The organism is Shinella sp. BE166 (genome assembly GCF_051201095.1).
Taxonomy (GTDB): Bacteria; Pseudomonadota; Alphaproteobacteria; order Rhizobiales; family Rhizobiaceae; genus Shinella; species Shinella lacus.
This window is the reverse complement of sequence record NZ_JBPEHL010000002.1, coordinates 607,635-631,150: the sequence shown is the minus strand read 5'-3', so window position 1 is coordinate 631,150 and position 23,516 is coordinate 607,635. Positions and strand designations below refer to the sequence as shown.

At 63.9% G+C, this 23,516-nt stretch carries 21 protein-coding genes and 2 tRNA genes; 8 read left to right on the top strand and 15 right to left on the bottom strand.

The window, feature by feature from the left end:
• Nucleotides 1–30: 30 nt before the first annotated feature.
• The 6 genes from rpsD to J2Y63_RS07075 all read right to left on the bottom strand — a co-directional run bounded on the left by rpsD (nt 31) and on the right by J2Y63_RS07075 (nt 5,619).
• Entirely contained in the window at nt 31–648 is a 618-nt protein-coding gene (gene rpsD, locus J2Y63_RS07100; protein ID WP_256115713.1) for a 30S ribosomal protein S4, read from the bottom strand.
• A gap of 221 nt (nt 649–869) precedes the next feature.
• Nucleotides 870–2,381, bottom strand: a complete 1,512-nt coding sequence (locus J2Y63_RS07095) for an ATP-binding protein (protein WP_435265458.1) — start codon at nt 2,379–2,381, stop codon at nt 870–872.
• Between the two features lie 139 nt (nt 2,382–2,520).
• Nucleotides 2,521–3,243 carry a carbonic anhydrase gene (locus J2Y63_RS07090; RefSeq protein ID WP_435265457.1) on the bottom strand — a complete coding sequence of 241 codons (723 nt, stop codon included), beginning with the start codon at nt 3,241–3,243 and terminating at the stop codon, nt 2,521–2,523.
• Between the two features lie 96 nt (nt 3,244–3,339).
• Nucleotides 3,340–4,155: a glutamate racemase gene (murI, locus tag J2Y63_RS07085; RefSeq protein WP_435265456.1), complete on the bottom strand. Its 816-nt coding sequence runs from the start codon at nt 4,153–4,155 to the stop codon at nt 3,340–3,342.
• On the bottom strand, nt 4,139–4,975 hold the full coding sequence (locus J2Y63_RS07080) for an RNA methyltransferase (protein ID WP_435265455.1): 837 nt from the start codon (nt 4,973–4,975) through the stop codon (nt 4,139–4,141). The genes murI and J2Y63_RS07080 overlap by 17 nt, the downstream gene beginning before the upstream one ends.
• Before the next feature lie 68 nt (nt 4,976–5,043).
• Nucleotides 5,044–5,619: a hypothetical protein gene (locus J2Y63_RS07075; protein ID WP_435265454.1), complete on the bottom strand. Its 576-nt coding sequence runs from the start codon at nt 5,617–5,619 to the stop codon at nt 5,044–5,046.
• A gap of 217 nt (nt 5,620–5,836) precedes the next feature.
• Here J2Y63_RS07075 and J2Y63_RS07070 point away from each other — a divergent pair, with 217 nt between their 5' ends.
• Nucleotides 5,837–7,051 carry an NADP-dependent isocitrate dehydrogenase gene (locus J2Y63_RS07070; RefSeq protein ID WP_435265453.1) on the top strand — a complete coding sequence of 405 codons (1,215 nt, stop codon included), beginning with the start codon at nt 5,837–5,839 and terminating at the stop codon, nt 7,049–7,051.
• Nucleotides 7,052–7,165: 114 nt separating this feature from the next.
• A complete protein-coding gene (locus J2Y63_RS07065) occupies nt 7,166–7,804 on the top strand; it encodes a glutathione S-transferase family protein (protein ID WP_435265452.1) in 639 nt (212 codons plus the stop codon).
• A gap of 30 nt (nt 7,805–7,834) precedes the next feature.
• On the opposite strand, the gene J2Y63_RS07060 is transcribed toward J2Y63_RS07065, so the two are convergent.
• Nucleotides 7,835–8,692 carry an AraC family transcriptional regulator gene (locus J2Y63_RS07060; RefSeq protein WP_435265451.1) on the bottom strand — a complete coding sequence of 286 codons (858 nt, stop codon included), beginning with the start codon at nt 8,690–8,692 and terminating at the stop codon, nt 7,835–7,837.
• Nucleotides 8,693–8,878: 186 nt separating this feature from the next.
• Between J2Y63_RS07060 and J2Y63_RS07055 the strand changes: the two genes are divergently transcribed.
• The gene (locus J2Y63_RS07055) at nt 8,879–10,546 is read left to right on the top strand and encodes a SulP family inorganic anion transporter (RefSeq protein WP_435265450.1); all 1,668 of its coding nucleotides are present in this window, start codon (nt 8,879–8,881) and stop codon (nt 10,544–10,546) included.
• Here the strand turns inward: J2Y63_RS07055 and J2Y63_RS07050 are convergent.
• The 3 genes from J2Y63_RS07050 to recA form a co-directional block, all read right to left on the bottom strand.
• Nucleotides 10,543–11,775, bottom strand: a complete 1,233-nt coding sequence (locus J2Y63_RS07050; protein WP_435265449.1) for a GGDEF domain-containing protein — start codon at nt 11,773–11,775, stop codon at nt 10,543–10,545. The genes J2Y63_RS07055 and J2Y63_RS07050 overlap by 4 nt on opposite strands.
• Before the next feature lie 102 nt (nt 11,776–11,877).
• Nucleotides 11,878–14,541: an alanine--tRNA ligase gene (gene alaS, locus J2Y63_RS07045; RefSeq protein ID WP_435265448.1), complete on the bottom strand. Its 2,664-nt coding sequence runs from the start codon at nt 14,539–14,541 to the stop codon at nt 11,878–11,880.
• Between the two features lie 305 nt (nt 14,542–14,846).
• Nucleotides 14,847–15,941: a recombinase RecA gene (recA, locus tag J2Y63_RS07040; protein ID WP_435265447.1), complete on the bottom strand. Its 1,095-nt coding sequence runs from the start codon at nt 15,939–15,941 to the stop codon at nt 14,847–14,849.
• A gap of 230 nt (nt 15,942–16,171) precedes the next feature.
• Between recA and J2Y63_RS07035 the strand changes: the two genes are divergently transcribed.
• Nucleotides 16,172–17,119, top strand: coding sequence for a carbohydrate kinase family protein (locus J2Y63_RS07035; RefSeq protein WP_435265446.1), 948 nt, complete (start codon nt 16,172–16,174; stop codon nt 17,117–17,119).
• 58 nt (nt 17,120–17,177) lie between these two features.
• Entirely contained in the window at nt 17,178–18,104 is a 927-nt protein-coding gene (locus tag J2Y63_RS07030; protein ID WP_256115698.1) for a pseudouridine-5'-phosphate glycosidase, read from the top strand.
• Nucleotides 18,105–18,159: 55 nt separating this feature from the next.
• On the opposite strand, the gene J2Y63_RS07025 is transcribed toward J2Y63_RS07030, so the two are convergent.
• The 5 genes from J2Y63_RS07025 to J2Y63_RS07005 all read right to left on the bottom strand — a co-directional run bounded on the left by J2Y63_RS07025 (nt 18,160) and on the right by J2Y63_RS07005 (nt 20,835).
• Entirely contained in the window at nt 18,160–18,648 is a 489-nt protein-coding gene (locus J2Y63_RS07025; protein WP_435265445.1) for an RrF2 family transcriptional regulator, read from the bottom strand.
• Between the two features lie 404 nt (nt 18,649–19,052).
• Complete coding sequence (locus tag J2Y63_RS07020; RefSeq protein WP_435265444.1) at nt 19,053–19,238, bottom strand: hypothetical protein; 186 nt, start codon at nt 19,236–19,238, stop codon at nt 19,053–19,055.
• Between the two features lie 348 nt (nt 19,239–19,586).
• A tRNA-Pro gene (locus J2Y63_RS07015) sits at nt 19,587–19,663 on the bottom strand.
• A gap of 96 nt (nt 19,664–19,759) precedes the next feature.
• Nucleotides 19,760–20,206 carry a DUF192 domain-containing protein gene (locus tag J2Y63_RS07010; RefSeq protein ID WP_435265443.1) on the bottom strand — a complete coding sequence of 149 codons (447 nt, stop codon included), beginning with the start codon at nt 20,204–20,206 and terminating at the stop codon, nt 19,760–19,762.
• Nucleotides 20,207–20,256: 50 nt separating this feature from the next.
• Nucleotides 20,257–20,835 carry a cold-shock protein gene (locus J2Y63_RS07005; protein WP_256116017.1) on the bottom strand — a complete coding sequence of 193 codons (579 nt, stop codon included), beginning with the start codon at nt 20,833–20,835 and terminating at the stop codon, nt 20,257–20,259.
• A gap of 196 nt (nt 20,836–21,031) precedes the next feature.
• Here J2Y63_RS07005 and gloA point away from each other — a divergent pair, with 196 nt between their 5' ends.
• The 3 genes from gloA to J2Y63_RS06990 all read left to right on the top strand — a co-directional run bounded on the left by gloA (nt 21,032) and on the right by J2Y63_RS06990 (nt 23,363).
• A complete protein-coding gene (gene gloA / locus J2Y63_RS07000; RefSeq protein ID WP_435265442.1) occupies nt 21,032–21,472 on the top strand; it encodes a lactoylglutathione lyase in 441 nt (146 codons plus the stop codon).
• 350 nt (nt 21,473–21,822) lie between these two features.
• Nucleotides 21,823–23,148 (top strand): YcbK family protein, encoded by a 1,326-nt coding sequence (locus J2Y63_RS06995; protein ID WP_435265441.1) that lies wholly within the window; start codon nt 21,823–21,825, stop codon nt 23,146–23,148.
• A gap of 140 nt (nt 23,149–23,288) precedes the next feature.
• Nucleotides 23,289–23,363, top strand: a tRNA-Glu gene (locus J2Y63_RS06990).
• The last annotated feature ends 153 nt before the right edge of the window (nt 23,364–23,516 follow it).

The window sequence follows — 23,516 nt, the reverse complement described above, 5'->3', positions numbered from 1 at the left end:
TTTCCAGATTTCGCAAGGTGTCGACCGCGATTAACGCGAGTAGAATTCGACGACCAGGTGCGGTTCCATGACGACGGCATAGGGCACGTCGGAGAGAACCGGGATGCGGACGAAGGTGGCGACCATCTTGTTGTGATCGACTTCGATGTAGTCCGGAACGTCGCGTTCAGCGAGGCCAACGGATTCCAGAACCGTGACGAGCTGCTTGGACTTGTCCTTGACTTCGATGACGTCGCCCGGCTTGCAGCGGTAGGAACCGATGTTGACGCGAACGCCGTTGACCTTGACGTGGCCGTGGTTGACGAACTGACGGGCAGCGAAGACCGTCGGAACGAACTTGGCGCGGTACACGATCGCGTCGAGGCGCGATTCGAGCAGGCCGATCAGGTTTTCCGGGGTGTCGCCCTTGCGGCGCTCGGCTTCAGCGAAGATCGCGCGGAACTGCTTCTCGCGGATGTCGCCATAGTAGCCCTTCAGCTTCTGCTTGGCGCGGAGCTGAACACCGAAGTCCGAAAGCTTGGACTTGCGGCGCTGGCCGTGCTGGCCCGGGCCGTATTCGCGGCGGTTGACCGGGGACTTCGGACGGCCCCAGATGTTTTCGCCCATACGGCGGTCGATTTTGTACTTGGATGCAGCGCGCTTGCTCATCGCATTTCCTCTAGTCTTGTTATTGCCTGCCCGTTGCCGGACCGGCTGAAGGAAACACGCCCTCCTCTGAACCTTTTCGAGGCTCCGACAGGTTTCTCACGATCGCGACCGGAGAATCCACGGGACATGTCAAATGAAACACCGGACATTGCTGCCCGGCGTTGGCGGGTCATTAGGCGGGTTTCACAAATTTGTCAACGCGCGGCGCCCGGAAAATCCGACTATTCAGCCGCATCCTGCCGGGAATCCGTCAGGTCCGGCCCGTTGGCATCGCCAGGCTTCGTCTCGCAGCCGAGATCCGGGAAGGCGACGATGCGGTGGCCGGCGAGATCGCTGTGCACCACGACCAGCCCCTGCTCCTCGAAATAGCCAAGCAGACGGCGCGCGCGGCGGGCGGAATGGGTGCCGTAGGCACGCGCGATCATCGCATCCGACGGGCAGGCAAGGCCGCGCACGGCGGCTTGTGCGACGAGCAGGAAGACGCCCTGCAGGTCCTCGGTGACGCTGCGGGACAGATCGAGCGCCCTCGCCCAGATTTCCGTTCCCGCCGTCTCGGCATCGACGCCGGATCGCGCGACCGCCATCTTGCGCCGGAAGGCCGGCAGCGAGAGCGGCGCGCCGGGCACGCGGCGGATGCGGCAGCGCACGAGGAAATCCTGGAACAGTTCAGCATCCGCCCGGAAGGCCGCATCGGGATGACCGAGGATTTCGGCCAGCGTGCGGTCGAGCAGGTCTTCGCGTTCCTCGGCGGTGATTTCAGGCGCCGCAGCCTTCGCCGGCTCCGCCACCGGCTCCGGCCGGGCGCGGGAGAGTTCGGCGAGGATATCCGTCGTGGGCCGCGGCGCCGGTGGCGCGCGGCGAACGAGCTGGCGCGAAAACTCTTCCGGGTCCGGCGTGAAGATCAGGTCTTCGACGTCCTGCGGTGCATCCGGCAGCGGCATCAGTTTGGGGCTGGTCGAACGCGCGGAGGTTTCCACCGCGCCGATCTCCACCGGCAGCGGGCGGCGCGACAGCGCCGGCCCGAGCGCCACGAAGGAGCCGCGCGGCAGGTCGCGGAACATTTCCGCCTGCCGCCGGTCGAGGCCGAGCAGGTCGGCGGCGCGCGCCATGTCGATGTCGAGGAATGTGCGGCCCATCAGGAAGTTGGAGGCCTCGGCCGCGACGTTCTTGGCGAGCTTGGCAAGGCGCTGCGTGGCGATGACGCCGGCCAGGCCGCGCTTGCGGCCGCGGCACATCAGGTTGGTCATCGCGCCGAGCGAGAGTTTTCGCGCTTCTTCCGACACTTCGCCGCCGGAGGCCGGCGCGAAGAGCTGCGCCTCGTCGACGACGACGAGCACCGGATACCAGAAGTCCCGGTCCGCATCGAAGAGCGCATTGAGGAAGATGCCCGCCGCGCGCATCTGCTCGTCGGCTTCCAGCCCTTCGAGCGAGAGCACGCAGGAGACGCGGTGCTGGCGGATGCGGTTGGCGATGCCGACGAGTTCGGCTTCCGTGCGCTCGCCGTCGACGACGACATGGCCGAATCGGTCCGACAGCGTGACGAAGTCGCCTTCGGGATCGATGATGACCTGCTGCACCCATTGCGCGGACTGTTCGAGCAGGCGGCGCAGCAGATGCGACTTTCCCGAGCCCGAATTGCCCTGCACCAGCAGGCGGGTCGCCAGCAGTTCCTCGATATCGAGCCTGGCCGGTGCACCGCCCTGCACCGTTCCCATGTCGATGCCGACCTTCATGCCATTCCTCGTTTCCGTCCGAAAGACAGCCGCGGTTCTATTGGACCGCGCGCATGGCGGGAGGTCTATCACCGATCCGCGCGACTTGTCCGCAACAACGCGCAAAACCCACAGTTTTGCGGCAGACCCCCGATGAGGGTCAGACGAAGAAATCGACCTTTCCTTCATCGAGGTCGTAACGGGCTCCGACGATCTTCAGCTTACCGGCCTCAAGTTTGCTGGTGATGACGTCGGTGGAAATCCGCAAGCGCTCAACCACGCGCTTGACGTTTTCCCGAACGGAATTGTCCAGCAAATCCCCCTCCAGGCGGGTGGAATGCAGGACGGAGGGCAGGATCGGTGCCACCATCGCCTCGATCGCGCTGTCGTAGTCCGCACTATCCTTCACTGCCGCGACGGCCGCGGCCACCGCACCGCAGCGTTCGTGGCCAAGAACCACGACCAGCGGCACGCCGAGATGCTCGACCGCATATTCGATGCTGCCGAGTCCGACCATGTCGACCGTGTTTCCGGCGACGCGCACAATGAAAAGATCACCCAATCCGCACGCGAACAGCAGTTCCGGCGGAACGCGCGAATCGGAGCATCCCACAAGCACGGCGAAGGGATGCTGCGCTTCGGCGATTTCCAGCCGGCGCTTGCGATCGATGTGGAGAACCGGAACACGATCGGCGACGAAATCGTCATTCCCTTTTTTCAAGAGCGCCAGCGCCTCGTCCGGCGAGAGACCGGTCGGCGCGGGCGCATGCGCAACGACCGTATTGTCTGCGGCGGAGGCCGACGCTGCAAAGCCTGTGCCGAGCACAGCCGCACCGCAACAGGCGCCCTTCAGGAAAAGACGCTTCGAAAGTTTCATTTCCATGTGTTCCTCTTCAAGGAGCCGATGGCAATAACCGCGCACCCCAGACAAAGACGCCAAGATGCCCCTCAACGCCGACATCCCGTAAATTCAGGCGCCTCAACGGTTTGTGCGTGAGTTCGATTCGATTTGCAATCCAAAGCCCTGCATCAGCCGGCGGGTGGAAAAATCCGGATTGCCGGAGGTGAAGACGGCGATGTCCTCGCCCGGCGCCAGCGTTTCGAGCGGCGGCACGAGCCGGCGAGCCTGGCGGGCGATGGCTTCGGCCGGGTCGAGCCAGTCGACCGGCCAGGGAGCAAGCTTGCGGAAGAGGTTCGCCATGAAGGGATAGTGCGTGCAGGCGAGCACGACGATATCCGTCTTGCGGCCGTCCTGTTCGATGAAGCATTGAGCAATCTCTGCACGGACCGCGTCGTCGGCGAGCGTTTCGCCGCGGATATAGGCTTCCGCCATGGGCGCAAGGCGCTCCGAGCCGACGAGGCGCACGTCGCACTGGCTGGCGAAGGACTGGATGAGATCGCGCGTATAGGCGCGCTTGACCGTGCCGGGGGTGGCGAGCACCGAGACGAGGCCGGAGCGCGTGCGCTCGGCGGCGGGCTTGATGGCGGGCACGGTGCCGACGAAGGGCATGGCGGGAAAGGCGGCGCGCAGGTCTGCTCCCACCAGCGTGAAGGCGGTGTTGCAGGCGATGACGCAGATTTCCGGGTCGTGCTCGGCGAGCAGCTTGCCGAAGAGGTCGATGACATGCGCCTTCAGCGCCGGCTCCTCCCAGGGACCGTAGGGAAACCCGGCATCATCCGCGACATAGATGAAGTGCCGCTCCGGCATCAGCACGCGCGCCTCGCGCAGCACGGTCAGCCCGCCGATGCCGCTATCGAAGACCAGGATAGGTTTGGCACTATTCGTCGTCGTCACGGGGCACCTTGGGCCGGCGGTTGCGCGTGCGGTTCGGGTTCGTCGCGCCGCGCGGTGATTCCGGGGTGAAACGGTCGAGGCAGGAAATGATGCCGCGCAACACCTGGATCTCCGTGCCGGTGAAGGAAGGACGCGTCAGGATGGCGCGCAGGTTCTCCACCAGTTTGGGCTTTTTTTCGACAGGCCGGAAATAGCCGCGCGCATCGAGCGTCTCCTCGACATGGTCGAACAGGCCCTGCAACTCTTCCTTCTTGGCGGGGCGCTGCGGCAGCGCGTCGAACGGGGTGTCCTCGACGGAGGCTAGGCCGCTCTTCATCCACTCGTAGCTCATCAGAAGTACGGCCTGGGCGAGATTGAGCGAGGCGAAGGCGGGATTGACCGGGAAAGTCACCAGTTCGTCGGCAAGCGCGATTTCCTCATTGGTGAGGCCCGTGCGTTCGCGGCCGAAGAGTATGCCGGTCTTTTCGCCGGCCCGGAAACGAACGCGCAAATCATCGGCAGCAACGACGGGGGAACGCACTTCCTTGTAGCCGTAGCGGTCGCGCGCGGTCGTCGCATAGACGAATTCGAGATCTGCGACGGCCGCTTCCAGCGAGGGATAGACCTTGGCCGCCTCGATGACATGGTCGGCCTTGCTGGCGGCGGAGATCGCCTTCTCGCTCGGCCAGCCGTCGCGCGGATTGACCAGACGCAGTTCGGCGAGGCCGAAATTCGCCATGGCGCGCGCCACCATGCCGATGTTTTCACCCAGTTGCGGATGAACGAGGATGATCGCCGGTCCTTCGGCGATCAGCGTGCGTTCGCTGTTCGTGCCTGCCATACCCATATTTCCCTAGAAAAGTCGGGCCTCACTGGCACAAATGGCTGAAAATGAAAAGCGGCAGCCGCTTATTCCGGGTTTTCCTCTGCCGTGCCGCTCCCGCCATTGGCGCCTTCCTGGGCAATCTCCTGCAACTCCTTCTTCAGCGACGCGGCCTCTTCGAAGCTCGGGCGCTCGATATCGTTGATGACGGCCCGGCCGTCCTCGTCGATAACCTTGAAGACGAGCTTTTCCGGCTCCCAGTCCGCGGCGCGCTCGCCGAAGCAGTGGCTGTTGTCGAAGGTTACCGTCACATCCTCCGCGCCGCCCGCGGGCTGGCCTTCCGTCACCGTGATGTCCTTCAGCGCGCAGCCGTCCTGGCCGCCGATGATCGGATCGTAATCGAAGGGCGAACCGCCGTCGTCATAGGCGGGGTACTTCGCGGCTTCCTTGTATTTCGCGACGAAATCCTTGCTGTAAAGCCGCGCCAGAAAATCCTCGGAGAAGTAGTCGGTATAGGGCGGCGGCGTGTGGCTGTCGGTGCCCATGTCCTGCCAGTTGGTGGTCGCCGCGGACATGATTTCCGACACCGGCGCCTTGTAGTCGGCCGCCTCGACGGAGACGGGAAGCAGAAGGACGAGCGCAACGAGACCGAAACGCGACATGACATTCTCCATTGGGTGACGGCAGGCCCGGATGGGCGCCGTGAGCGAACTTTCCTGGAACGGAATTTTGGCGAAACTTATTCCGTCCGCCGGCGAAAATAAACCGCCTCATCCGATCGTTGGCTTTGCCTTGCCGGCCTTGGATGCTATAGGGCCAAACGGTTCTTTCAAGTCCACGATCCGGGGCGCCCAGCCCCTACAAAACACGAGGCTCTCCATGGCAAAGATCAAGGTCGCCAACCCCGTCGTCGAGCTCGACGGCGACGAGATGACGCGCATCATCTGGCAGTTCATCAAGGACAAGCTGATCCATCCCTACCTGGACGTCGACCTCGAATATTACGACCTCGGCATGGAAAACCGTGACGCCACCGACGACCAAGTGACGATCGATGCGGCCAACGCCATCAAGAAGCACGGCGTCGGCGTCAAGTGCGCGACGATCACCCCGGACGAAGCCCGCGTCGAGGAATTCAAGCTGAAGAAGATGTGGAAGTCGCCGAACGGCACGATCCGCAACATCCTCGGCGGCGTCATCTTCCGCGAGCCGATCATCTGCAAGAACGTGCCGCGTCTCGTGCCCGGCTGGACCAAGCCGATCATCGTCGGCCGCCATGCCTTCGGCGACCAGTACCGCGCCACCGACTTCAAGTTCCCCGGCAAGGGCAAGCTGACGATGAAGTTCGTCGGCGAGGACGGCAAGGAGATCGAATATGACGTGTTCGACGCCCCGTCCGCCGGCGTCGCCATGGGCATGTACAATCTCGACGATTCGATCACCGAATTCGCCCGCGCCTCGCTGAACTACGGCCTGCAGCGCAAGGTGCCGGTGTACCTCTCCACCAAGAACACCATCCTCAAGGTCTATGACGGCCGCTTCAAGGACATCTTCCAGGAAGTCTTCGACAAGGAATTCGCCGACAAGTTCAAGGAAGCGAAGATCTGGTACGAACATCGCCTGATCGACGACATGGTCGCCTCGGCGCTGAAGTGGTCCGGCGGCTACGTCTGGGCCTGCAAGAACTACGATGGCGACGTGCAGTCCGACATCGTCGCCCAGGGTTTTGGCTCGCTCGGCCTGATGACCTCGGTTCTGATGACGCCGGATGGCCAGACGGTGGAAGCGGAAGCCGCGCACGGCACGGTGACGCGCCACTACCGCCAGCACCAGAAGGGCGAGGAAACCTCGACCAACTCGATCGCCTCGATCTTCGCCTGGACGCGTGGCCTCGCGCACCGCGCTAAGCTCGACAACAATGCCGAGCTCGCGCGTTTCGCCGACACGCTGGAAAAGGTCTGCGTCGACACGGTCGAATCCGGCTTCATGACGAAGGACCTCGCCCTTCTCATTGGTCCCGACCAGCCGTGGCTCTCCACCACCGGCTTCCTCGACAAGATCGACGAGAACCTCCGCAAGGCCATGGCGGCCTGAGCGAGACAGCCTATCGAAAGCCCGGCCTTGCGCCGGGCTTTTTCTTTGTCCTTCCCTTGCGGCGGCAACCCCGCGCCCTATCCTCCCGTCCACCATTTGTGAGAGGAGAACAGCATGGCCGAGGACCTGATCTTCTACGCCAATCCTATGTCGCGCGCACGCATTGCCCGCTGGATGCTGGAGGAAGTCGGCGCGCCCTATCGCACGGAATGGCTGACCTTCGACGGATCGATGAAATCGCCCGACTATCTGGCGATCAACCCGATGGGCAAGGTGCCCTGCATCCGCCACGGCAAGACCATCGTGACGGAAGCCGCCGCGATCTGCGCCTACCTCGCCGATGCCTTTCCGGAAGCCGGCCTTGCGCCGCCAACCGACCAGCGCGGCGACTATTACCGCTGGCCGTTCTTCGCCGCCGGGCCGCTGGAAATGGCGGTTTCGATCAAGGCTTTCGGGCTGGAGGTGCCGAAGGAGCGTCACCGCAGCATCGGCTGCGGCAGCTACGAATCGGTGATGGACACCCTCGCCTATGCCGTCACGCAGCACCCCTATATCACCGGCGACAGCTTCACCGCCGCCGATGTCTATGTCGGCGCCCATATCAGCTGGGGCCTCCAGTTCGGCTCGCTGGAGCCCCGGCCGGAATTCAAGGCCTATTGGGACCGGCTGAAGGAGCGCCCGGCGAGCAAGCGCGCCACTGCCATCGACGACGAGGAAATGCACCGCCAGCTTGCGGCAGCGAAGGCCGGCTAGGGCGGGTTTTCACCCGCCCCGCCTTCATCATCAAGCCGGCTGAAGCGGCAGGTGGATTTCCGTCAAAAGCTCGCTTGGCGGCACCTCGCGCGGATTGTTGAGATAGGTCTCGAACATGACCTCGTCGCGGATGGAGCGGCCGGAGGCCGGCAGCCAGGTGGCGTAGAGCCAGCGGTAGGCCGCTCCCATGTTGGCATACGGCCCCTGGTGGCGCAGCACCGCATAATCGCCGCCGGCAAGCGTGCGGCGAACCAGCGGCGCTTCGGCGGGAACGGCTGCGTCCGCCGTGACGCAGGCGAAGGAGCGCAGCTTGTCCTCCGCCACGAGATCCGGATCGTCGAGAAAAACCCCGACCATGCGCATGTCCGGCCGGAAGATGTTGCGGGAGAACAGCGCGCCGTAAAGCGCCTCGAAAGCCTTGCCGATGCCCATATAGGACCCGGCATGGGAAACGCCGAGCAGCGTCTGTTCAGGTAGGGTGCGGATGGTGATGTCGTACATGCGGGTCGGCTCCTTGCCGCTTTGGGGTTCGAAGGCGCGATGGCTCCCCTCCCGCCGGTAGCGCGCCGGCGGCATGCCATAGGCAGCCGCGAAGGTGCGCGTGAAGGACTGGAGATTGGGGTAGCCCCATCGCGCGGCGATGTCCCGTACGGTTTGGTCGGACCGCACCAGGTCGCCCGCGGCCCGGTGCAGACGAAGCCGGCGGACGGTCGCCGCCAGCGTTTCGTTGTGCACGGCCCGGTAGACGCGGTGCCAGTGATGCGCCGAAAGGCAGGCGATCTCCGCCAGCCGGTCGAGGTCGATATCCTCGTCCAGATGATCGTAGATATAGGCGGATACGCGCGACAGACGCTTCTCGTAGCTCGCCCAGATTTCATTCTCGCCCATGCCGCACCTCTTTCGTCGGGACGCATTCAACCAAGCATGCGGCGATTTCACAAATCCTGCGCTTCTGCCTTGCCTTGCAATTTTCACAAGGCTTTGACGTCCGTCATTGCAAAAACGCGCGACTCGGCGTGAGATGCCCTCGCCGGCCAGCTTTTCCCCCTTTCCACCGGCCTCCTGAGGCGCCCCATGACCGATACCCTGATGCCGAAGCTCGCCAGCGTTTTCGCGGAGGGTTACGGGCCGGCGCGACTGAAGGCGGACGTGCTGTCCGGCCTCACCGTCGCCATCGTCGCGCTGCCGCTCTCCATGGCGATCGCCATCGCCTCCGGCGTCACGCCCGACCGCGGCCTCTATACGGCGATCGTCGGCGGCTTCCTCGTCTCCGCACTCGGAGGCAGCCGGTTCCAGGTGGGGGGACCGGCCGGCGCCTTCATCGTGCTCGTCGCGGCAACGGTCGCACGGCACGGCGTCGAAGGCCTGCTGCTTGCGACATTTCTCTCCGGCATCATTCTCGCGCTTGCCGGCTATCTGCGGCTCGGGAAATTCATCAAGTTCATTCCCTATCCGGTGACGGTCGGCTTCACCGCGGGCATCGCCGTCATCATCTTCGCCAGCCAGATCGGCGAACTGCTCGGCCTGAAGCTCGGCGGACAGGAGCCGGGACCGATCCTCGAAAAGCTCGCGGCACTTTGGGCGGCACGTCCGACCTTCAGCCCCGCCGCCTTCGGTGTGGCCGGCGTCACCATCGCCATCATCCTGCTGCTGCGGCGCTTCCGGCCCGCCTGGCCCAACCTCCTCATCGCCGTCGCCGTCGCATCCGCGGCAACCGCCCTCCTCTCCTTGCCGGCCGATACGATCGGCACCCGCTTCGGCGGCATTCCGCGCGGCCTGCCGGTTCCCGCGCTGCCGTCCTTCTCGCCGGACCTCGTCATCGCCGTGCTGCCCGATGCGGTCGCCTTCGCACTGCTCGGCGCCATCGAATCGCTGCTCTCCGCGGTCGTCGCCGACGGCATGACGGGGCGGCGCCACCGCTCCAGCATGGAGCTGATCGCGCAGGGCTTCGCCAATATCGGCTCGGCGCTGTTCGGCGGCATCTGCGTGACGGGCACGATCGCGCGCACCGCCACCAATGTGCGCTCCGGCGCCACCAGCCCGGTTTCCGGCATGCTGCATTCGGTTTTCCTGCTGCTCTTCATGCTCGTTGCCGCGCCGCTCGCAAGCTACATTCCGCTCGCGGCGCTCGCCGGCGTGCTGGCGGTCGTGTCGTTCAACATGGTCGAACGGCCCGCCATCGCCGCACTCTTACGCTCGTCGCGGGGTGACGCGGCGGTGCTCGCTGTCACCTTCCTGCTCGTCGTCTTCCGCGACCTGACGGAGGGCATCGTCGTCGGCTTCCTGCTCGGCGCCGTGCTGTTCATCGACCGCATGGGCAAGGCGGTGAACATCCGCGAGGAGACGGTGCCGCAGATCGTGCGAGCCATCGAGAATGCCGGGGAGGACACCGGCCTGCCGGAGCGACCCGTGATCGCGAACGATCCGGATACGGTGATTTACCGCATCAGCGGCGTGTTCTTCTTCGGCGCGGCGGCCAGCGTCGGCTCCGTGCTCGACCGCATCGCCGACCAGCGCCGTAACTTCGTGCTCGATTGCGCGGACGTGCCGCTGCTGGATTCGACGGCGGCGAGCGTGATCGAAGGCCTCGTGCGCAAGGCGGAACGCGCCGGCGTGCGCGTGTTCATCACCGGGCTGAAACCCGACATGCGCCGCATGCTGGAAGCCCACGAGCTGCACCCGCCGCGCGTCACCTTCACTTCCACGGTGGACGCGGCCATGGCCGAGATTGCCGCGCGTTAGCCGATGGCGATGCCGACGGGGGAAATGACGGGTGCGCGCATGCGCTCCGCGAGATCGGCAAGGCCGGCCGTGGGCAACGCGCGCATGACCTGGTTGCGCCCGCCCTCCTTCGCCGCATAGAGCGCGGCATCGGCCGCCGAATGCAGGCGGTCGAAATCCGTGCCGAAGGTGGCGACATCGGCAAGCCCGATGCTGACGGAAACCGCGATGTCGCGGCCCTCGTTGCTGATTGCGAGCGACTCGACCTCGCGCCGCAGCCCTTCGGCGAACTGTTCGGCACGCGCGATATCATGCCCCGGCGCATAGAGCGCGAATTCTTCCCCGCCGAAGCGGCAGAACAGCATGTTCGCCTCCAGCCCGGCGGAAATGCGGGCAGAGAACCGTTTCAGCACGATATCGCCCGCGACATGGCCATGCGTGTCGTTGATCGCTTTGAAGCGATCGAGGTCGAAGATCATCAAGGTGCCGGGCGAACGGTCGGCCAGCCGCTTCTGCATGTCGTCCAGGAAGGAGCCGCGATTGGCGATGCCCGTCAGGGCGTCGGTGCGCGACGCCTGGCGATAAAGCGCCTCGCCGCGCTCCTTGATGAGCACCAGCATGGCGACGGCGGCGAGAATCGTGTGGGCGAAAAGCTCCAGCGTGAAGACCGCGAACCAGGTGGAATAGGCGGTGCCGTGCGCGAGCGGCGCCGGCGCGAGCAGCGCCATAGGGATGCGCAGCGAATAGATGATGCCGTGCGTCAGGAAAAAGAATGCGGCGATCGTGCGGGTCGGCAGCGGCTCGGCGCGGCGCTCGCGCCAGATATCGGCGGCGATCCACAGCGAATAAGCGGTGATGATCACCGAAATCACGACGATGCGGTTGTTGACGTCCGCCGTCACCGGCGGCACCAGCAGGTAGATGAGGGACCAGGCAAGCGGCCCGGCCAGCAGCACGGCGGGATAGACGCGGCGACGATCGAAAACGCGAAAACCGGCCCACATGAAAGCGTAGCCACAGGCCGCGAGCGCATTGCCGAGACCGACGGTCAGGAGCGGCGGCCCGATCGGGCGGAGCGCGAAGAGCAAGGTGCAGAGCGAGCCGATCCACATGGACAGGCACCAGTACCCGGCCGCTGCCGCATGGCGACGGTCGGTCAGCCAGACCTGCAACAGGAAAATCGCGATGACCGTCGTCGCCAGGAAGGTGCAGATCATCAAGGTCGATATGCTGATGACATCTTCAATCAAAACAAACACTCCGCGCGCGGACAGGCTAGGCGGAAACGTTGAAGACTTCGCAAACGAAAACGGCGGGCAAGGCCCGCCGTTCTACCGTCAAAAATGCTTTCGTCAGCCGGCAATGGCACCGGCGACCGCCTCGATGGCATCGGCCGCCTTCGCGCCGTCCGGGCCGCCGGCCTGCGCCATGTCGGGCCGTCCGCCACCGCCCTTGCCGCCAAGTGCTTCGGAGGCGCGGCGCACCAGGTCGACCGCGCTGAAGCGGCCGGTCAGGTCGTCCGTCACGGCGACCACGGCGCTCGCCTTGCCGTCCGGCGAAACGCCGACGAAGGTGACGACGCCGGAACCGAGGCTCTTCTTGCCCTCGTCCGCCAGGCTCTTCAGGTCCTTCGGCTCGACGCCGGTGACGACCTTGCCGAGATATTTGACACCCACGACCTCGCGCATGCCATCGTCGCCGCCACTCGTGCCGCCGCCGCCGAGCGCCAGCTTCTTCTTTGCCTCGGTCAGTTCACGCTCCAGCTTGCGGCGCTCGTCGACCAGCGCTTCGACGCGGGCGAGCACTTCGCCGGGCTGGGCCTTCAGTGTCGTGGCAAGCGCCTTCACGCGCTCGTCCTGCTCAGCGAGATAGGCGCGGGCCGCCTCGCCCGTCAGCGCTTCAAGGCGGCGGATGCCGGAGCCGACGGCGCTATCGGACAGGATGCGCACGAGGCCGATCTCGCCGGTGGCCGCGACATGCGTGCCGCCGCAGAGCTCGACCGAATAGGGCCGGTTCGCCTTGGCGCCGCGCACGCCGGTGCCCATGGCGACCACGCGCACCTCGTCACCGTATTTTTCGCCGAACAGCGCCATGGCGCCTTCCGCAATCGCGTCGTCCACCGTCATCAGGCGGGTGGTGACCGGCGAATTCTGCACGATGATCTCGTTGGCCATGTCCTCGATGACGCGCAACTCTTCCGCCGACATCGGCTTGGGGTGCGAGACGTCGAAGCGCAGGCGTTCGGGCGCGACCAGCGAGCCCTTCTGGGCGACGTGGGTGCCGAGGACTTCGCGCAGCGCCTCATGCAGCAGGTGGGTCGCCGAATGGTTGGCGCGCAGGCGCGAGCGACGGGCGTGATCGACGGTGAGCGCCACCGCGTCGCCGACCTTCAGCGTGCCGTCCCTGACGGTCGCGACATGGACGAAGACGCCCTCGCCCTTCTTCTGCGTGTCCGACACGTCGAGCTTGGCATTGTCGGCGGAAATGACACCCGTATCGCCCATCTGGCCGCCGGATTCCCCGTAGAACGGCGTCTGGTTGACGACGAGCTGCACCTCGTCGCCGGCGGAAGCAGCATCGACCGCCTTGCCATCACGCACGATGGCCTGGACGACGCCTTCGGCGGTCTCGGTGTCGTAGCCGAGGAATTCGGTCGCGCCGAACTTTTCCTTGAGCTCGAACCAGATCGTCTCGGTCGCCTTGTCGCCGGAACCGGCCCAGTGCGAGCGGGCCTCGGCCTTCTGGCGCTCCATCGCATCGGTGAAGCCGGACAGATCGACGCCGATTTCGCGGGCGCGCAGCGCGTCCTGCGTCAGGTCGAGCGGGAAGCCGTAGGTGTCGTAAAGCTTGAAGGCGGTCTCGCCATCCAGCATATCGCCCTTGCCGAGCGTGGTCGTCGCGTCGGAAAGCAGCGTCAGGCCCCGTTCCAGCGTGGTGCGGAAACGGGTTTCTTCCAGCTTCAGCGTCTCGGAGATCAGCGCTTCGGCGCGCTGGAGTTCCGGATAAGCGCGGCCCATCTCGCCGACGAGCGTCGGCAGCAGCTTCCACATCAGCGGATCCTTGGCGCCGAGCAACTGCGCGTGGCGCATGGCGCGGCGCATGATGCGGCGCAGCACGTAGCCGCGGCCATCCTTTGCCGGCAGCACGCCGTCGGCGATCAGGAAGGCGGAAGAGCGCAAGTGATCGGCGATGACACGGTGGCTGGCGCGCGCCTCGCCCTCTGCCTTCACGCCGGTCGCCTCGACGGAGGCGTCGATCAGCGCGCGGAAGAGGTCGATGTCGTAATTGTCATGCTTGCCCTGCAGGAGAGCCGCGACGCGCTCCAGGCCCATGCCGGTATCGATCGACGGGCGCGGCAGGTCGACGCGCTCTTCCTTGGTGATCTGCTCGAACTGCATGAAGACGAGGTTCCAGATCTCGATGAACCGGTCGCCATCCTCTTCCGGCGAGCCGGGCGGGCCACCCCAGATATGATCGCCATGGTCGTAGAAAATCTCGGAACAAGGACCGCAGGGGCCGGTATCGCCCATCGCCCAGAAATTGTCGCTGGTCGCAATGCGGATGATGCGGTCGTCGGAAAGGCCGGCAATCTTCTTCCAGAGATCGAAGGCCTGGTCGTCCGTATGGTAGACGGTGACGAGCAGGCGGTTCCTGTCGATGCCGAATTCCTTGGTGATCAGGTTCCAGGCAAGCTCGATCGCGCGCTCCTTGAAATAATCGCCGAAGGAGAAATTGCCGAGCATCTCGAAGAAGGTGTGGTGGCGCGCGGTATAACCGACATTGTCGAGGTCGTTGTGCTTGCCGCCGGCACGCACGCATTTCTGCGCGGAGACCGCCGTCGAATAGGGACGCGATTCCAGGCCGGTGAAGACGTTCTTGAACTGCACCATGCCGGCATTGGTGAACATCAGCGTCGGGTCGTTGCGCGGCACGAGCGGGCTGGACGGCACGACCTCGTGTCCGTTCTTTCGGAAATAGTCGAGGAAAGTCGACCGGATTTCATTCACGCCGTTCATATCGCGTCCTTCATCTCTGCACCGTCTGCACCTGAAAACCGGCGCATTACCCACCCAATTGTCCCGCAACGACGGCGCGACGCCGTAGAGTGCCCGCCCGGAAGGTCCGTGAAGGCCATCCACCCACGAATTCCGTCGAAACTGCGCGCCTGCCGCCTGTCTTGCGGAAGGCCGGAAACCTTTGGTCGCGCGCGAGAACTGAAGGCTTTTATCGCCCGCCTCGGCACCTGTCCAGACATCAAAAAACCGGCCCTTCACGAAGAAGAGGCCGGTTTTTCGATATTCTTGCGGGCGTTGCGCGGGGATTACATCGCCGCAGCGTCGTCGTCGCTGGAATCGTTCGGATCAGGGCCACCGTTTTCCAGGAAGCGGTCGGCGATGAGGCCGGCATTCTGGCGCAGCGACGTCTCGATCTCGTTGGCGAGATCCGGATTGTCACGCAGGAACGTCTTGGCGTTCTCGCGGCCCTGGCCGAGGCGCTGGCTGTTATAGGAGAACCAGGAGCCCGACTTCTCCACGATACCGGCCTTGACGCCGAGATCGATGAGCTCGCCCGTCTTGGAGACGCCCTCGCCATACATGATGTCGAACTCGACCTGCTTGAAGGGCGGCGCCATCTTGTTCTTGACCACCTTGACGCGGGTCTGGTTGCCGATGACCTCGTCACGCTCCTTGACCGCGCCGATGCGGCGGATGTCGAGGCGGACGGAGGCGTAGAACTTCAGCGCGTTGCCGCCCGTCGTCACTTCCGGCGAACCGTAGACGACGCCGATCTTCATGCGGATCTGGTTGATGAAGATCACCATCGTGTTAGACTTGGATATCGAGGCCGTCAGCTTGCGCAGCGCCTGGCTCATCAGGCGGGCCTGGAGGCCGGGCAGGCTCTCGCCCATCTCGCCTTCGATTTCGGCGCGCGGCGTGAGCGCGGCGACCGAGTCGATCACGAGCACGTCGATTGCACCGGAACGCACCAGCGTGTCGGTGATTTCCAGCGCCTGCTCGCCGGTGTCGGGCTGCGAGATCAGGAGGTTTTCCAGATCGACGCCGAGCTTGCGGGCATAGACCGGGTCGAGCGCGTGTTCGGCGTCGACGAAGGCGCAGATGCCGCCCTTCTTCTGAGCTTCCGCAATGGTCTGCAGAGCCAGCGTCGTCTTGCCCGAACTTTCCGGGCCGTAGATCTCGATGATGCGGCCCTTGGGCAGACCGCCAACGCCGAGCGCGATGTCGAGGCTCAGCGAACCGGTCGGAATGGTCTCGATCTCGATGACGCTGTCCTTGCCGCCGAGCTTCATGATGGAGCCCTTGCCGAAGGAGCGCTCGATCTGGGAGAGTGCCGCCTCGAGTGCCTTGCTTTTATCCACTGCTTTATCCTCTACGAGCCGCAAAGTGTTCTGTGCCATTCCGTCCACCTTTAGGTTATTGAAGCAAGACAGGCAACGAACCCGCCGATGAAAGCTATGTACACATTTTGTTCTCATTTCGCAAGGTGCATTTATCCATTTGAATGTTTTTGCGAATCGGGGGCGTGTTCTATTTTCGTTTCGGTGGGATAAAGCCACGCAGGAACAAGGGTATACCCGCCCTGGTGCCCGGCCTTCGAGGCCGAATCGGGCGGGTGCGAAGGAAGACGATGACGGGAAAGACGATACTGGTGATGGGCGGCGCCCATGTGGACAGGCGCGGACGCATTGCCGGCGAGACGACGCCGGGGGCGAGCAATCCCGGCGGCTGGTTCGTGGAAGCGGGCGGCGGCGCCTTCAATGCGGCGCGCAACCTCGCGCGGCTGGGGCATGCGGTGCGGCTCGTCTCGCCGCGCGGCGGCGATGCGGACGGCGATATCGTCGCGGCGGCTGCTGCGGCGGCGGGCATCAAGGACACCCCCTTCACCTTCCTCGACCGGGCGACGCCGAGTTACACGGCGATCATCGAACGCGACGGCAACCTCGTCATCGCGCTTGCCGACATGGACCTCTACCGGCTGTTCTCGCCGCGGCGCCTGCAGCAGCGAGCTATGCGCGAGGCGGTCGCGGCGGCAGGCCTCATCCTCACCGATGCCAACCTGCCGGCCGAAACGCTCGGCGCCATGGCGAAGGCCGCGGCTGAAGCCCGCGTGCCGATCGCCGGCATCGCCATCTCGCCGGCCAAGGTCGTGCGGTTCGAACAAACCCTGTCCGCCCTCGCCTTCCTGTTCATGAACGAGGCGGAGGCACGCACGCTGACGGGGGCTACACCGGAAAACCCGGCCGACTGGCCGAAGGCCTTGCGCGCCGCGGGCCTTGCCGCGGGCGTGGTGACGCGCGGCGGGCGGGGCGTCATCGCTTTCGATGCGAAGGGCGCGGCGCTGGTCACGCCGCCGGAAATCCCGGCGCTCGGTGATGTCACGGGTGCGGGCGATTCGCTGGCTTCCGGCTTCGTCAGCGCCTGGCTTGCCGGGCGGGATCTCGGCGAGGCGCTGCGCCACGGCGTGGCGGCGGCCGCGATCACCGTGCGCTCGCCGCTGGCCGTGGCTGAAGAAATGTCGCAGGCGGCCCTTGCCGCCGCACTTTCTCTTGTGCCTCAGGCCGAATGGATGGCATGAGACTTTCTTGCCGAAAATTCCGCCTGAAAATTCGACCAGATTTCCGCAAGGATCCAGCATGACCAGACCCGCCTCCGCCCTCCTGCCGATGCAGTATTCGGAAGAAGTCGCCGCCGCCAAGGCGCGCGGCGCGCCGATCGTCGCGCTCGAATCGACGATCATCACCCATGGCATGCCCTATCCGGGCAACCTGGACATGGCCCGCAGCGTCGAGCGCATCATCCGCGAGGAAGGCGCCGTGCCGGCGACCATCGCCGTCATCGACGGCGTGCTGCATATAGGCCTCGACGATGCGACGCTCGAAACGCTGGCGAAGACCGAGGGCGCCATGAAACTATCACGCGCCGACCTCGCCTTCGCGATCGCGGAGCGGCGCACCGGCGCCACCACCGTCGCCGCGACCATGATCGGTGCCGCGCGCGCCGGCATCAGGGTTTTTGCGACAGGCGGCATCGGCGGCGTGCACCGCAAGGCGGAGGAAACCTTCGACATTTCCGCCGACCTCGACGAGCTGTCGCGCACAGGCGTCATCGTCGTCTGCGCCGGCGCCAAGGCGATCCTCGACATTCCGAAGACGCTGGAAGTGCTGGAAACCCGCGGCGTGCCCGTCGTTACCTATGACAGCCCGGTCTTCCCCGCCTTCTGGTCGCGCGATTCGGGGCTGAAGAGCCCGCTGACGCTGAACAGCCCGGCCGCCATCGCCAATTTCCAGACGGTGCGCGACCAGCTCGGCGTCGACGGCGGCATGCTGATCGCCAATCCCGTGCCGGAGGCCGATGAAATCCCACGCGAGGAGATGGAGATCTATATCGCGCGCGCGCTCGACAATGCCGAACGCGACGAGATCGCCGGCAAGGCCGTAACACCCTACCTGCTCGACAGCCTTTTCCGCCTGACGGACGGCCGCAGCCTGAAAACCAACATCGCGCTGGTGGAGAACAACGCACGATTGGCGGCGGAAATCGCCGTGGCGCTGGTCGATTGACAATCCGACGGTGGCCGGTTTGCGCCGGCCATACCTCGCTTTTTTCCGACCTGGGTCAACCGGCGCGTTTCAACACCCATTGCGAACTGCTCTGCCAGAGCGTGGTCGGGATTTCCTGCTCCAGGGTCTGGACGAGGGCCGCGAGGCTGACGCTGCGCAGCTTTGCGCGCCATGCCTCGTCCGCATCCCACATGACGCGGGCGACCGCGCAGGGGCCGGCCTCGCAATAGCCTTCGGGACGGCAGGGATTGTTGGCGCGAATATTGCTGCAGGCAAAGGTCCGCTCCTTGCCTTCCACCGCCTCCACCACATCGAGAAAGGTGATTTCCGCGGTCGGCCGGGCAAGGCGATAACCGCCGCTCGGCCCCAGCGTCGATTCGACCAGCCTCGCCTGGGAAAGGCTCTGCAACGCCTTGGAGAGATACTCCTTCGGCAGGCCATGGAATTCGGCCAAAGCCTTGGTGGAAAGATAACGCCCGTCTGGAAGTCCGGCGAGAATGGCACAACAGTGCAGTGCCCATTCGACTTGGCTCTTGAGGATCATCAAACCCATCCGCGCAATAAGGATATTTATTATCCGTATTCTATGCTTTTTGTAAACGGCGGGGTGAGGAGATTGCAGGTACAGGGCCAAGATTCTCGCGAAGAGCTTTAGGAAAAACCGCTGACCCGGATGACCAGCGACGGGTTCTCTCGCACTTGGCTGTCAGATTTCGGTTTATGTAATTTAACCTAGTTTGCTGTCATAAGTGCCTGCCTATATGCGCAGGAAGGTTCGAAAGCATGCTTTCCTCCTGCCAGCGCACCCCGTTCTTTGTGGTCTTCTTGATCTGGTCGTTGGGAAGGCCGAAGCCTCGCGCGCAACGCGCTCCGAACCATATTGAGCTTTAGAATGGAACGGCCCGCCCTGTTTACTGCTATTGGGGTCATCAGGGCGGGCCAAACTGGTTAGGAGACCGGCAGCGTGCCGCTGAAATACGTATTGAATTGCTGCTGAGCTGCGGTCTTCACACCCTCGCGGCTGAGTTTTCCATCATTACTGGGATCATCCGAAACGTTCCGGTTGACGATTCGCCATACTGTGTCGCAGACCGCTGCGCGAACGCCCTTCAAGTCTTCATTTGTCAAAGCCATTTTCAGTCTCCTTCATATTTGGGTGACCCAATTGCCTACCCAAATCTAAGAGCGAGTAATGTTCGCTCTTAGAGCGACGGCCACATTCTCCGGCAACTCCGGGGTTATGCTTGATCGCTCGGCCATATTAAAACCGCCCAACAAGACGGGGATAATTTCTGAAGGATTTTCTGATCGGCTACCGGATTGGTGCGGGCTCAATCGCCTCGTAATTGAGAGAAGTCCGTCCACCCGAGTAAATGATGACGCACCTGAAGGAGGCTGTTCTCTCCCACAGTGCGCTCACAACGTAAATTTGACTAATCAAATACTGGGGCGGGAAACGTTGGCTTCTCAGGGCCTTGCCGATGGTCGGAGTGGAGAGATTCGAACTCCCGACCCTCTGGTCCCAAACCAGATGCGCTACCAGACTGCGCTACACTCCGTCCGTCCCGGCGAAGGGGGAGATACACGCATCCGCCGGCTGCCGCAACAGCTAATAGGCGCTTTCGGGCGCTTGTCGCGAGAAATGCGGGGACGGTCTATTGCGCCTTGCGCTGGGATTCCAGGAGTTCGTTCTTAACGCGGTTGCCGGCGCGGATGCCGAGGCGCTTGACGGTGCCACCGTTGAGTTCCAGCACGTAGTCGATCGGTCCCTGCGAATCGATGATCGCTTCCGAAAGCGGCTCGGCATTTTCCTTGATGGCGCGCACCTTGCCGTCCTTGGCGATGAACAGCATGTCGAGCGGCAGGTAGGTGTTCTTCATCCACATGAAGACCTGCCGCGTTTCGCCGAAGGCGAAGAGCATGCCGTGGTCCTCGGCCATTTCGCGGCGGTTCATCAGGCCCTGCTCGCGCTGGCGCGGCGTGACGGCCAGTTCGACCGTGAAGACATGGCTCTTGCCATCCTTGGTCACGATCGTCAGCGGCTGCTTGTCAAAGGTTTCCGCAGCGTGAGCGACGAGCGAGAAACAGAAAAAAAGCGCCATGACGGCGCTCGCGAGGCGCGCGAAGCCGAACGTCCGCGCGAGATGCCCCATCAGTGCGCCCTGTTGCCGGGAACCGGCATGTCCGGGTGGATTTCCGCGGCCATCAGGCCCTTTTCGCCATCGCCGAAGCGCACGAGCACGACCTGCCCCGGGCGAAGCTCGGTGAGGCCGAAGCGGCGCAGCGTCTCCATATGAATGAAGATATCCTCGGTGCCCTCGCCGCGCGTCAGGAAGCCAAAACCCTTGGTGCGGTTGAACCACTTGACCAGCACGCGCTCCAGCCCGCTCGACGGCGTGACCTGAACGTGGGTCTTCACCGGCGGCATCTGCGAGGGATGCACGGCGGTCGACTGGTCCATGGAAAGAATGCGGAAGGCCTGGTAGCCGCGGTCGCGCTTCTGGATCAGCGCGACGACGCGCGTTCCTTCCAGAACCGTCTGGTAGCCATCGCGCCTGAGGCAGGTGACGTGCAGCAGGACATCCTGCATGCCGTTGTCCGGCACGATGAAGCCGAAGCCCTTGGCGACGTCGAACCACTTGATGATGCCGGTGATCTCGATCAGATCGACGGCGTCATTGCTCTGGTCATCACGGGTCGTGATTTCCTTTGAAGACACCCTGTCCACCATGACCTGCCAGCCCCTCGTTTACGCGTCACATGAGTTTACGGTTAACTGATTCTTGATAACCAGAATAACATTGTCCCGATGCGAATGCGCAAGCCCCTTTGAAAGTTTTGCCGGCCCTATTGGTAGGCTGCAAGGCTTGCCTGAGGCTGACAAAACCCTACTCTTTCGGACGACCCCACATTCAGAGGATTTTCCAATGCGTTATCTCCACACGATGGTCCGCGTCAAAGACGTCGACCAGTCCCTCAACTTCTACTCGACGCTGTTCGGCCTTAAGGAAGTGCGCCGCTACGAGAACGAAAAGGGCCGCTTCACGCTGATCTTCCTGGCGGCGTCCGAGGATGTCGATGCCGCGCGCGAAAAGGCGGCGCCCTGCCTGGAGCTCACCTACAACTGGGACACCGAGGATTATGCCGGCGGGCGCAATTTCGGCCACCTCGCCTATGAGGTCGACGATATCTATGCGCTCTGCCAGAAGCTGATGGACAACGGCATCACCATCAACCGTCCGCCGCGCGACGGCCACATGGCCTTCGTGCGCTCGCCGGACGGCATCTCCATCGAGATCCTGCAGAAGGGCGAAAACCTGGCGCCTGCCGAGCCCTGGGCGTCGATGGGCAATACCGGAGTCTGGTAGGGCCGGCGCCGCAAGTCCTGCGGGACGCAAGCTCCGGGCAAAGCTTGCGTCCTATAGCTTTGTCACAAGACCATCGTTTCGCCGTATTTGGCCGGGATTTCTTGCCTTCCGGTCGATCGCCAGCGAGAGGGGCGCCTTGGCCGATTCCGGCCGGTTTGCTTCCCGTATGGCGTTCTCGGCTCCACACGCTTCGGCCTTTACACTTTTGGCCGAAACGGTAACATCGCGGCAACCGCAGCCTGGCCCTTCGGCTTTTCTCGCTTGCGGTTGCGACTGTTTGAAGAAATGGCCCGATCGGCGGCAAGACCGAGGGCGCGAACGTCGAAAGCGGGGGAAAGCCTTTGCAGGACATGCAGGGAAAGTGGCCAGGCCTGAAGGCGCTGCGGTATGGATTGCTGCTGGCCGTTTCGGTCGCCACGCTCTCGGGCTGCGTTTCCGCAGTCTCCACGGATATGCGCGCGGAAAACAAGGCCGTGCAAGAAAATGAAGAGACGGTCGCCGAGGGCAGCACCGACGACACCACCACGCCGGTGGTGACCGCCGACGCCGCTCAAGGCACGGCTAAGAATCTATCCGTCACGGCCGATGCCGGCACGACGGCGGGTGACCAGGTCGCCGGCGAAGAGGCCGGACGCGATATGGCAGGCCTCGTCATGCAGCAGACCACGCTGAATGCCGGCCAGTCGAGCATCTATGCGAATGGCGGCCAGACCAGCACCGCCTATGCGACGCAGACGTCGGGCACGAATGCCTCGGTCAAGAGCCTCTATGCTGGTTCCGGCGAGGCGCAGGGCACGGACCAGTCCGGCCGGTTGCCGGTCGAGGACATGCCGCAGGTCGAATCGACCGGGCAGCAGCCGCTCGAAACGCTCGGCGACGAGCAGGCCGAAGTGGTGTTGCCGGACAACGTGCCGATCCCCAAGACCGCGCGCACGGCGCTCGTCGCGGAGGCAGCGACCGGCAATGCCGCCGATTTTGCGCTTACGACACCCGCGGAAGACAGCGTGACGCTGCCGGAAACGACGGCTCAGGCCGGTCTTGCCGAGACGCAGACAAAGAAGGACCAAACGCGCAAGACGGTGACGCTAGCCTCGCTTTTCGCCAGCAAGCGCGAAGCCAAAGACCAGTTCGACGGTGATCGTTTTGCCGAGCAGCCGCGCCGCGTCCTCAACCGCGAGAGCGCAAGTGCCACGCGCAAGGCGTCCCTTGGCACACTCCCCGGCGTTTCGACGGCCAATGCGCTGTTTTCGACCGATCACTCGGAATCCGAAGAGGTCGAGGACGACGCGCCGCAGTTCAAGGAAGTGGCCTCACTTGCAGGCCTCGCGCGGCTCGCGCCGAACGGCCTGTGGCTGCAGACCGAAAAGGTGAAGACCGGCTGTTTCAAGCCGGAATTGCTGCAGGTGCTGAAGACGATCGAAACGCATTATGACAAGCCGATCATCGTCACCTCGGGCCTGCGCGACCTGAAACGCAACCGCGCGAAACAGTCGCTGCATACGCGCTGCGAGGCCGCCGATATCCAGATCGCGGGCGTCACCAAGTGGGAGCTTGCGGAATATCTGCGCAGCATGCCCGGCCGCGGCGGCGTGGGCACCTATTGCCACACCGAATCCGTGCATATCGACGTCGGCCCGGAACGCGACTGGAACTGGCGCTGCCGCCGGCGCAAATAGGCTATCGGCCTAAGCTCCTGTAATTGGTGCGCTTTCGCGTATCCGAAGCCGCCCTCTGGGCGGCTTTTCATTTTTTTGTCACAACGGCTTTTTCCCGCTTGCGGAAGCCAAAGCGCCCTTCTATAAGACGCCCACCGCACGCGCCCTTCGTCTATCGGTTAGGACGTCAGATTTTCATTCTGAAAAGAGGGGTTCGACTCCCCTAGGGCGTGCCACCCTCCCCCACCTCTCGACTTTTCCGCGAAATCATGGTTCCGTTTGTCCTGTCATGGGGGGACTGCCTGTGGAGTCATGGAAATACTCTGGACTGCTTCTGGGCGCTTTCTTGTTCGCTTCCGACCACGCGTCTGCCGACCCTGTCGACGCGT